Annotated in this window: 9 protein-coding genes and 2 pseudogenes; 4 read left to right on the top strand and 7 right to left on the bottom strand. The window is 45.1% G+C overall.

Annotated features, from left to right (window positions below; genetic code table 11):
- Positions 1-36: 36 nt before the first annotated feature.
- Together N5P32_RS06080 and tsaE are read right to left on the bottom strand one after the other, a co-directional pair.
- Positions 37-1,365 (bottom strand): N-acetylmuramoyl-L-alanine amidase, encoded by a 1,329-nt coding sequence (locus tag N5P32_RS06080; RefSeq protein ID WP_265728224.1) that lies wholly within the window; start codon positions 1,363-1,365, stop codon positions 37-39.
- Positions 1,366-1,462: 97 nt separating this feature from the next.
- Positions 1,463-1,921 carry a tRNA (adenosine(37)-N6)-threonylcarbamoyltransferase complex ATPase subunit type 1 TsaE gene (gene tsaE, locus N5P32_RS06085; RefSeq protein WP_265728225.1) on the bottom strand — a complete coding sequence of 153 codons (459 nt, stop codon included), beginning with the start codon at positions 1,919-1,921 and terminating at the stop codon, positions 1,463-1,465.
- A gap of 160 nt (positions 1,922-2,081) precedes the next feature.
- Between tsaE and N5P32_RS06090 the strand changes: the two are divergent.
- Positions 2,082-2,830: pseudogene (locus tag N5P32_RS06090) on the top strand (sulfite exporter TauE/SafE family protein).
- Between the two features lie 48 nt (positions 2,831-2,878).
- On the opposite strand, the gene orn reads toward N5P32_RS06090, so the two are convergent.
- Positions 2,879-3,436 carry an oligoribonuclease gene (gene orn, locus N5P32_RS06095; protein WP_265728226.1) on the bottom strand — a complete coding sequence of 186 codons (558 nt, stop codon included), beginning with the start codon at positions 3,434-3,436 and terminating at the stop codon, positions 2,879-2,881.
- A 74-nt stretch (positions 3,437-3,510) separates the two neighbouring features.
- Between orn and rsgA the strand changes: the two are divergent.
- Positions 3,511-4,543: pseudogene (gene rsgA / locus N5P32_RS06100) on the top strand (small ribosomal subunit biogenesis GTPase RsgA).
- Here the strand turns inward: rsgA and N5P32_RS06105 are convergent.
- Together N5P32_RS06105 and motA are read right to left on the bottom strand one after the other, a co-directional pair.
- Positions 4,540-5,445, bottom strand: coding sequence for a flagellar motor protein MotB (locus tag N5P32_RS06105; protein ID WP_265728227.1), 906 nt, complete (start codon positions 5,443-5,445; stop codon positions 4,540-4,542). The pseudogene rsgA and the gene N5P32_RS06105 sit on opposite strands and share 4 nt — an antisense overlap.
- A 34-nt stretch (positions 5,446-5,479) precedes the next feature.
- The gene (gene motA, locus N5P32_RS06110) at positions 5,480-6,334 is read right to left on the bottom strand and encodes a flagellar motor stator protein MotA (protein ID WP_265728228.1); all 855 of its coding nucleotides are present in this window, start codon (positions 6,332-6,334) and stop codon (positions 5,480-5,482) included.
- A gap of 120 nt (positions 6,335-6,454) precedes the next feature.
- On the opposite strand from motA, the gene N5P32_RS06115 reads away from it, so the two are divergent.
- Together N5P32_RS06115 and asd are read left to right on the top strand one after the other, a co-directional pair.
- On the top strand, positions 6,455-7,936 hold the full coding sequence (locus N5P32_RS06115; protein ID WP_265728229.1) for an HDOD domain-containing protein: 1,482 nt from the start codon (positions 6,455-6,457) through the stop codon (positions 7,934-7,936).
- Positions 7,937-7,976: 40 nt separating this feature from the next.
- Positions 7,977-8,837: an archaetidylserine decarboxylase gene (gene asd, locus N5P32_RS06120; RefSeq protein ID WP_265728230.1), complete on the top strand. Its 861-nt coding sequence runs from the start codon at positions 7,977-7,979 to the stop codon at positions 8,835-8,837.
- 100 nt (positions 8,838-8,937) lie between these two features.
- On the opposite strand, the gene secF is transcribed toward asd, so the two are convergent.
- On the bottom strand, positions 8,938-9,852 hold the full coding sequence (gene secF / locus N5P32_RS06125; RefSeq protein WP_265728231.1) for a protein translocase subunit SecF: 915 nt from the start codon (positions 9,850-9,852) through the stop codon (positions 8,938-8,940).
- A 9-nt stretch (positions 9,853-9,861) separates the two neighbouring features.
- Positions 9,862-11,078 (bottom strand): protein translocase subunit SecD (secD, locus tag N5P32_RS06130; protein ID WP_265728232.1); only part of this gene is annotated, 1,217 nt, incomplete at its 5' end.

Below are 11,078 nucleotides of genomic sequence, written 5' to 3' on the forward strand. Positions count from 1 at the left end.
CCCTTAAAATAAAGGGCTAAAGACTAACGCTGAATTCTAGCCGGCAGGAATAACAAGCTTCTGACCAATCCAAATAACATCATTACTCAAATTGTTCGCTTGCCTTAAAACCGGTAAGGAGACCTGATTACGTCGAGCGATTTCAGACAAGGTGTCGCCCTTATTTACAATGTATACGTAATCCGAATGTTTCTTTTGCTTCCAAGCAACCAACGTCCCGTCCGGTGCATTTCTAGTAAAATACTCGATCACACCTTTCGAAATGGACTCAGCCAACTTCACCCGATAAGTACGGCTAGAAAGATTTTTTGCTTCTGTCTTATTCGAAACAAACCCCGTTTCAATTAAGATAGATGGTATATCAGGCGATTTAAGAACGACAAAACCGGCTTGCTGCACACTGTCTTTGTGCAAAACCGCCACACCTTTCATCTCACCTAAAACACTTTTACCAATATTCAGACTCATCTGAATCGTCGAGTTCATCGACATATCCAAAAGCACTTCAGCCAACAGCTGATCCTTATCATCCAAGGATATGCCACCCACCAAATCGGCCGAGTTCTCTTGCTGAGCCAACCAACGCCCCATTTCTGAACTCTTCCCACTCAATGACAACGCCCAAACAGAAGCCCCGCGCGCGCTCGATTTCGTAAACGCATCCGCATGAATCGAGATCATCAAATCCGCATTCGCTTCACGCGCCACACGGGAACGATCCCTCAACTGAAGAAAAGTGTCTGTAGAACGAGTAAGGACCGCCTTAAAGCCATCAACCGCATTAATCCGACTGGCCAACTCTTTACCGATGGACAAAACAACGTCTTTCTCTCTGACACTGTACTGCCCCAACGCCCCCGGATCTTTTCCACCATGCCCAGGATCGATCGCAATAACAATATCGCGCTTCTCCTTAGACAAGTTCGCTAAGCTTTTCACAACCGTAACAGGCTTCTGTACACCGTACTCAAGCTCAACCAGTATTCTTGGGCCGTAGGTTCCATTCGCAGCCAAAACAGTGCTTTTAGCCTTAGCCTTCTGTGCCAAATCCAAAACAAATCGAACACCATTTTCTCGCTTCGCGTAACGCACACGCATTAACACATCAGAAGACAGCGCGGACAGGCCATTTACGACAGAGTTGTTCAGATCAACACCACTAATATCAAGAACAATACGCTCAGGATTAGAAAGTGGGAATATACGGTGCTCGGACGCATCAGAAAGTTCAAAAACCAAACGTGTCACCCCCTCTTGCTGGGCAACACGAATATCTCGAACGTCTGCAGCGAACGCGTTAACCGCCACCACAGACACGACAAAATGAAATAAAACGAATATAAAAGTATGAAATTTAGTATGCATATCAGACAGCTAGCTAGTATATCTGACACACTATAACTGCTGATCAAATGGATCTCAATCTTACTTATGGTAAAGAAGTCTATACATCAAGGTGTTATCACCCATTAAGCAATGACAAAGCCGCCAAACCCTTTTTCGAACCCGCCTCAATCACAACATGACGTCCCTGCTTAATCAAAGACAACGAAACAATCAAATCCGCCTCAGGCAAAATCCCACGCCCCATTTCAGCCCATTCAATAAGACACAGACTATCGTCAGTGAAATAATCACGAATCCCCATAAACTCCAACTCTTCTGCATCCGCTACACGATATAAATCAAAGTGATACACTTCTAATGCTGCCATCTCATAGGGTTCAACCAGTGTATAGGTCGGACTTTTTACCGGACCAGTATGACCAAGCCCGTGCAAAACACCGCGAACCAAGGTAGTTTTACCCATACCAAGATCCCCTTCTAGGTACACAACCCCACCACCCAACAATACAGACGAAAGCGCACCACCCAATGCTTCCATCGCCTCTTCACCATACACATCTTTTTCTATTTGCATTACGCTCTAACCCTTCATATCGTTTATTTCAAATAAAAATAAACACCAACCACCAATGAATTTATCTCATCATTCTAATGCAGAAGCCTTTTGAAACAAGCCGCAATCCGCCATAATTCAAACCAATCAATAAAAACAACCGTTAAACCAGAGGCTATCTATGGATTGGCTGCTTATCTCTCTTATCGCCATCGCTGTTTTCATAACAGGGATTTCCAAAGGCGGTTTTTCAGGCGCCTTCGGCATCATTGCCGTACCACTAATATCACTACAAACATCGCCCACTACGGCCGCCGCCATCATGCTGCCTATTTTATGCATCATGGACATTTTTACCGTGCAAAAATTCTGGAAAAAGTGGAACACTGAACAACTCATCAAATGCATACCCGCAGCCATTGCCGGAGTAGTGGTAGGAGGTTTAACGGCATCATGGTTTTCAGTGGATTGGCTTAAAATCATGGTAGGTATTATTGCCGTCGGATTTACGCTGAACTCATGGCCAAGAAAAACAAAACCGCTCAGTCAGCACCACTGCACGCACTCGCAGGAAAGCTATGGTGCGCACTCGGCGGATTTACCAGCTTCATCGCTCACGCAGGCGGCCCACCTATGAGCGTCTATTTGCTGAGAGCGAATCTCGACAAAACACAATACGTAGCAACCGCAGCGGTCATATTTACCGCCATTAATTATGTAAAATTGATTCCGTACGGCCTGTTAGGACAACTCAACAGCACCAATATTTTGCTGTCTCTTTGTTTTATACCCGTGGCATTTATCGGGGTTCAACTTGGCGCTTGGCTACATTACAAGCTACCCACAACGCTCTTTTTCAAATACATGTACTGCTTTCTTTTCTTAACTGGCATCAAACTCATCTGGGATGGCGTTAGCGCCCTAAACTAACAAGCCCCCTCGTTGGGGGGCTGTAATTATAACGAGAAAAACGTTTACCTAAACGTTATCGTCCAAGCCAAACATGGTGCGACGATAGTGCTGCAACTCCCCAATAGACTCTAAAATATCGTCCAGCGCCAAGTGAGAACCTGATTTACTAAAGCCTTCTAACGCTTCTGGTTTCCAGCGTCTTGCCAGCTCTTTAATCGTACTTACATCCAAATAACGATAATGGAAAAACGCTTCCAATTGGGGCATATAGCGATACAAGAAACGACGATCTTGACCCACACTGTTACCACAAATTGGTGACTTCCCTGCAGACACGTATTGAGATAAAAACTTGATAGTTTCTTCTTCCGCTTGCGCCATACTGATGGTAGAAGACAGGACTCTCGCCGTCAGCCCTGAATCGCCATGATGCTGTGTACACCATTCATCCATGGCATCCATCACGGATTTTTCCTGATGAATCGCCAAATTCGGGCCTTTCGCTAAAACATTTAAATGCTTGTCTGTTACCACGGTAGCAATTTCAATAATTGTGTCCGTGTCAGGCTCCAACCCCGTCATTTCAAGGTCAATCCATATTAAATTTTCGTCATTTACACTCATAATCTTCCAAGTCCTTTATTATCAATGCCAAGCATTATACTCTATGCGCCTTACTATATGACCAGACGAATCTAATGTCGAAGCGAAAACTTACCAAGCAACAAACGTGGCGAATTGAAAGAATTCAAAAAGAGCGTGTAGAACGCACTCAGAAGCGCGGTGATATTGCCGAAGAGCTACTCCAATCCTCGGATCTTGGCTCTGAAACGGAAGGCATCATCATCTCGCATTTTGGTACCCAAGTAGAAGTAGAAGGCACCCAAGAGCCCTTTATCGGCATTTCTACGCGCTGTAACTTACGCGCCAATTTGGGCCAACTGGTTACTGGCGACAAAGTAGTCTGGCGCCCAAAACAAAATGAAGGTGGCGTTGTTGTTGCTACCACACCTAGGCACACATCACTGTCTAGACCAGACATGCACGGCCGCTTAAAACCTGTCGCTGCCAATATCGATCATATTGTCGTGGTCATTGCAGCTGAGCCCGTAGCTCATGCCAACCTCATTGACCGCTATTTAGTGGCGGCCGAAACCGTGGGCATCCCCCGTCATATTGCTTAATAAATGCGACCTAATAGACGAAACAAACCAAGCTGATCTAAATGAGCTGCTTAAAACCTACGAAGACTTAAACTACAACATCATTAGAACTTCGATCAAAAACCAAGCAGGAATGGAAGCGCTCTATAATTTCTTACAAGACAAAACGAGTGTTTTTGTTGGTCAATCGGGTGTAGGAAAATCGTCCTTGATCGGAACGCTGCTACCTGGCATCGACATCAGTGTGGGAGAGCTTTCTCAGAAACGCAAAAAAGGCGTACACACCACCACGACAGCCAGACTATTTCACATGCCTAAGGGCGGAGACCTCATTGATTCCCCCGGGATTCGTGAATTCGGATTGTGGCATATTTCAGAAGACGAACTGCTAAATGGCTTTATTGAATTCCGACCGCACATTGGTTATTGCCGTTTTCGTGATTGCGCACACGAAAAAGAACCAGGGTGCGCTATTCTAGACGCACTGGAAAAAGGCGAAATAACCGAACACCGGTTCCAAAGCTTTTTAAGAATCAAACACTCTATTAGAGAAAATCAAGCATTTTAGAACACCGTTTCAGGGGTAAGCTTTAAATCTGATTGCTGGGCAGGATTACCGAAAAAACGACGATTCTGATCCAGCAATTTTCGATACGCTTCATCCGTCAACAACGTAATACTAATACGGCGGTTTTCGGCGCTGTCTGTATCAAACCGATTGTATGGAATCGTATCAGATAGCCCGATAACTTGAGCGAATCGCTTATCGGCCACACCACCCTCTTCCAAGATCCGGCGCGCCGCATTAGCTCGTAGCGCAGACAAATCCCAATTATCCAATCTATCACCACTAAACTTAGATGAGTCAGTATGCCCGGTAATAACAATTGGATTGGTAATCCGATTAAATATAGGTGACATTGTCAGCAAGGTATTCTCTATATCCGGCATCATCCGCGCACTGCCACGCTCAAACATAGGCTTATCTGGATTGTCCAGCAAGGTAATACGAACACCAAGAGGGGTGATTTCAATGCGCAAATTTTGCTGCTGAGAAAGCAAAACGTTCGTATTGCTCATTGCCTCTTGCAACATATTATTCAAACTGTTTGATTCAGCTGAATCTGGCCCATTACCCAACAACTCATCCTTCATCGGCAAATCCGTACTGCCGGGATCGGGCAACTGCAAATCCAGTTTTTTCTCGGGACTTTTGGCTGGACTGCCACCGAGATCGATAGGGTTAGCACTAAAGCCCGCCGTCGAAGGCCCCATCGGATCATGAAAATAACCTTCAATGCTAGCAAGCTCTTCAGGGGAAGCCACGCTCAGCAACCACAGCACCAAAAACAACGCCATCATCGCCAAAGCAAAGTCAGCAAGCGCAATTTTCCATGCTCCGCCGTGATGTCCGCCTTTCTTAATTTTTTTGACTCTGCGAATGACCAAGCCATTTGTACCTAGAGCCATGACCTACTCTCCTTTCTCTTGGCGAACATCCACATTAGCGATACTGTTTAAGACCATCGGACAACTCAATAAAACTCGGTCTCATTTCAGGCGGCAATAATTTGCGACCCGTTTCCACAGCAACAGGCGGCGCATACCCAGACACAATCGAATTCAAGCACGCCTTAATACACAAATACGCCTTTAATTCGTGCGCCCCCAAACTTTCTAAATGAGAAGCCGCTGGCCCAACAAAGCCATAACCAAAAAAGATACCTAAAAACGTCCCTACCAAAGCCGCCGCAACATGAGCACCAATTTCTTCCAGTGGCCCACCAATCGATCCCATTGTGATCACAATCCCCAATACGGCCGCAACAATACCAAAGCCGGGAAGAGCCTCAGCCACACGAGTCAACGCATGGCTCGGAGCAACCAATTCCTCTTGTATTTGTTCTATTTCATTGTCCATGATGGCCTCAATCTCATAGGCAGGCAAACCCGTTAACGTAAAAATACGATAATTATCGGTTAAAAAGTTCACCACCTCATGGTCACGAATGACATCTGGAAAACGACTAAATAACTCACTTGTCATCGGCGATTCAATGTCTTCTTCTATTGATAAGAAACCCTGCTGTCGGCTTTTTTGAAAAAGACAATACATCAAACCCAACAACTGCAAATAAAACGCTTTATTGTGACGGCTGCCAGAAAAAACTTGCGGCAACATCGTCAGCACTTTTTTCTGTACCACAAAAGGATTTGCCACCATAAATGCGCCCAATGCAGCGCCACAAATAATGAGCACTTCGAATGGTTGCCATAACGCCAGCATATTACCGTGAGACGCTAAATAGCCTGAAACAACACTGACGATAACCACTAGCAAACCCGCTAATGCAAACATATTACCTTCCTTAATACTGACAAAGTATGCTCTTACCTCAATATACAGTATGATTAATGAGATCAGAAATATAAGAGCATTTAATTAGTCACTTACTACGAGCCATCAATGTAACCAGCTATGAAAGACAAGTCACCATCTGGCCTAAATGAATGGCTACATTTCTTACAAAATAAAAAATTTCCCGTGAAAGCGGTAAATTTAACTCGTCTTAAGGCGCAAATTTCAAGAACCGAAGACACACTTGATGGCATGCAAAGCAATATCGCCTCAGATCCTTTGCTCGCGTTTGCCATACTGAATGAAGCAAACAGAGTCACCCCAAACAAAGACAACGAAATCAACACTCCGTTTCACGCAGCAGCCATGGTGGGCATGAATGGCATTGGGAAACTGTTTTCACGCTTTGAGTCCTACAGTACCCAATCCAGACACACGCCTCCTCACATCGCCGCTTTTTTGCATGAGATACAAACCAGCTACGAAGCAGCAACCATTGCAAGACACTGGTCCATCGAAAAACTGACCAGCCATGAAGACGATATTTTCTGGATTACCCTGTTTCGCGATGCTGCAAGATGGTTACTGTGGTTTTACGCCTACCCAACCATGGTCGAGCTAAAACAAAAAATCAGCCATGGAGAAAAGCCAAGCCAAGCAGAACTCAGCACACTCGGCTGTCGAATTGATGAATTGACCGTCCATTTATGCAAGCACTGGCATACACCAAGCAAGGTCATGGAATCATTCCTAACCAAACACATTCCGACATCCAAAGAACTGCAAACCTTGGCACACCTTGCACATCACCCTGATGAACTGCCGCATTTCCCAGAAGACAAAAGACTGACCATACTCATTAATAACCCGCTTATTTTCTCTTTCTGTGCAAATAAAGTGGCGCACGAAGTCAGCCTAATGGGATGGGATTCTAAAAACCTGCCTTTTTTCTATCGGGTCATCGCAACCGTCATGCATCGGCACATTGGCGACATAATCCAAACCACACACCGCGCCAGTGTCGAAGCTGCAACGTTGTTTAATACCAAAGGCACAACCCCACTGGCCTTACAATTGCTTGACCCGTATCTGTATACAGGAAAAAAAGCACCGAAGCCGAAATCAGACAAAATCTCACCTATTGCTCAGCTTAAAAAAGCACTAGGAAAACACGATATTTATGATACAAAACAAAAAACAAATTTGGCTCTGCAGACAATAAAGCAAGCCATTCCAAACGCGCAACACTGCATCATTTTCAAAACCGTCAACCAGAAAACAACACCTTTGTATCAATTCGGATACAATGCCGACACGATTAAGAATATCAAATGGAACGCCCCCTCTAGCGTCTTTAGTAAACTCACCAACGCCCGATCCGCCGTCCATCTTTCTGGCAAAAAACTCAATGGGTTAGTAAAAGATTTACCGCACACTTCAGAGCAAATAATCGATACCAATAGCCACCTCATTCTCGCGTCAACACCGACATCAGAAAGAGAAATGGCAATATTTTGGCTAGAAACACGAACCGAGTTTAGCGACAAAGATTATATCAAGCTAAAACAAATAGTGTCTTTAATAAGCCATCGCACAACATGACATTCTTTTTAACCACTTTACTTACATCAGGACAAACAGCGTGACTAAAGATCAACTTTTTGCATTTGCACAACACATCACCCCACAAAAACTACTGTCAAGAAGCGTCGGCAAAATTGCAGAGTGTGAAAACACCTGGGTGAAAAACACCTTCATCAGCCAATTCGTCAAGAAATACCAAGTAGATATGTCCGAAGCCGTAAACAGCGATGCACTCTCCTATCGCAATTTCAACGACTTTTTCACTCGTGCCATTCGACCTGAATTACGCCCTATCTGCCCTGAAGAAAATGGCATTGCCTGCCCAGCAGATGGCGCAATCAGCCAGCTAGGCAAGATTGAACATGGCACATTATTTCAAGCAAAAGGTCACCATTACAGCCTAACCAGCCTACTTGGTGGCGACGCCTCTTTATCTAACCAATTTCTCGGTGGATCTTTCGCCACAGTGTATCTTTCACCAAAAGACTATCATCGTGTTCACATGCCATTGACTGGCAAACTGACCAAGATGATCCACATCCCTGGCAAGCTTTTCTCGGTAAACAAAGTCACTGCCGAACAAATTCCTAACGTTTTCGCCCGCAATGAACGTACTGTATGCCTGTTTGAAACAGAAGCTGGCCCTATGGCAGTGATCCTGGTTGGCGCCATGATTGTGGCCAGCATCGAAACCGTGTGGGCAGGACAAGTCACACCATTTAATAAAAACGTTGTGACGTGGGATTATGATCAACTGAATAACATCGAAATTAAAAAAGGCGAAGAAATGGGCCTCTTTAAGCTTGGCTCCACCGCTATCGTTTTATTTGGCAAAGACGCCATTCATTGGGAAGACTCCCTACAAGCCGAAACCCCCACTCAAATGGGCATGCACTTCGGCAAAATAGCCGACAAATAAAGTAACTTGTCGCTTTTAAAATAGACAAAACAAAGCACCCAACAACAAAAAGCCTGCATCAAGCAGGCTTTTTGTTGTTCATCAAATACGAGCTGCCAAATTAAGGCAAATCGTCTTCTAACTCTTCTTTAGGCGCTGGAATCAAATCTTCTTTCTTCACATCCATTGCCAGCAATAAATTTGCCGCAACAAATATAGAAGAATATGTACCAATCACAATTCCCACAAGCAAAGCCATAGAGAAGTTATGAATAGCCTCACCGCCAGCCACAAACAAAACCACCAACACAAACAAGGTTGTCAAAGAGGTGATCAAGGTACGGCCCAGTGTTTGATTGATAGACTCATTAACCAAATCGTACGGCTCAGTATCACGCATAATCCGGAAATTCTCGCGGATCCGATCACACACAACAATGGTATCGTTAAGCGAGTAACCCACCACAGCAAGCAATGCCGCCAGCACCGTTAAGTCAAATTCCACCTCAAAGATAGAAAAGAAACCTAATGTGATAATAACGTCGTGAATCAACGCCGCAACAGACGCCAAAGAGAACTTAAACTGGAAACGTACCGCCACGTAAATCATCACAATAGCCAAGGCAAGTAACATGCCCAACCCACCTTGTTCACGCAACTCTTCCCCTACTTGAGCGCCCACAAACTCAGAACGCTGCAGCGAGACCGTTGTTTCACCATGATTCTGCAAAGTAGATAACACTTCATCACCCAGCGTCGGGGTGTACGCGTTAGCCATTCGCACAACAACGTCTGTCGGTGAACCAAAGTTTTGTACCACGACATCGGAATAGCCATTGGCGCCCAGCAAATCACGAACATCGTCTAATTTTGGCGCTTCTTCGTAAGCCACCTCAATCAAGGTCCCGCCCGTAAAATCAAGACCGAACTGCAACCCCTTCGTCGCCAAAGACCCAAGAGAGATAATGATCAGCGTGAGCGAAAAAACAGCGACGATTTTACGCATTGCCATAAACGGAATATTTGTCACTTTCATGGCACCCTCCTATATATACAGTTTCTTGTTTTTACGACCACCGTACACAAGATTGACTTGCGCACGCGTTACAACAATCGCTGTAAACATAGAAGTAATAATACCCAGCGACAAAGTAACGGCGAACCCTTTTACAGGCCCCGTCCCAACAGCAAACAAAATCACAGCCACCAACAAAGTCGTAATGTTGGCGTCAAAAATGGTTGTGAATGCACGGTTAAAACCAGAATGTATCGCCTGCTGGCTAGGCAAACCATTTGCCAATTCCTCTTTTATTCGAGAGAAGATCAGCACGTTTGCATCCACGGCCATACCCATTGTCAACACAATACCCGCAATACCCGGCAAGGTTAACGTGGCAGACAACAACGACATGCACGCCATCAACAGCACAATATTCAATGCCAACGAGATATTGGCAAAAATACCAAACACCTTGTAATAAACCAGCATGAACAACATAACCACTAACAAACCAATCTGAGCAGAACTCACGCCCAACTTGATGTTTTCAGCCCCTAGGCTTGGCCCAATTGTGCGCTCTTCCACAAAGTAAATTGGCGCAGCCAAAGCACCAGCACGAAGCAACAACGCCAACTCAGAAGATTCACGAGGACTGTCCAAGCCAGTAATACGGAACGAGTTTCCTAGCGTAGTTTGAATCGTTGCCAATGAAATAATGCCCTTTTCACTGTAACTGCGACGCACCTCTTCCATTTTGCCGTCTTTTTCGACAAAGCGACTACGAGATTTGTGTTCAATAAACACAACGCCCATATTTCGGCCTACCGCAGCACGAGTCACTTTGCTCATCTGCTTGCCACCCTTAGAGTCCAAGCTGATATTTACTTGAGGCTGACCATTTTCATCAAAAGAGGAGCTGGCATCAGAAACACTGTCACCAGTAATAATGATATCGCGCTCTAAACGCGCGGTACGACCACTGCCATCGCGGAATGTCAGCGTTTCAATATCTGCACCCTTGTCGTCTAAACCAGCTTCCAAGTGGAATTCAAGGTTTGCTGTCGCACCGATAATACGTTTCGCAGCCGCAGTATCTTGCACACCAGGAAGCTCAACCACGATACGGTTACTACCCTGACGCTGAACCAGAGGCTCAGCCACACCCAACTCATTAACACGATTACGCAGGGTTGTTAAGTTTTGCTGCAACGCATAAGACTCAATTTCCTTCTTAGCGGCTTCAGTGAAGCTCACATCCAAGA

The organism is Marinomonas pontica, from assembly GCF_026191375.1.
Classification (GTDB): domain Bacteria; phylum Pseudomonadota; class Gammaproteobacteria; order Pseudomonadales; family Marinomonadaceae; genus Marinomonas; species Marinomonas pontica.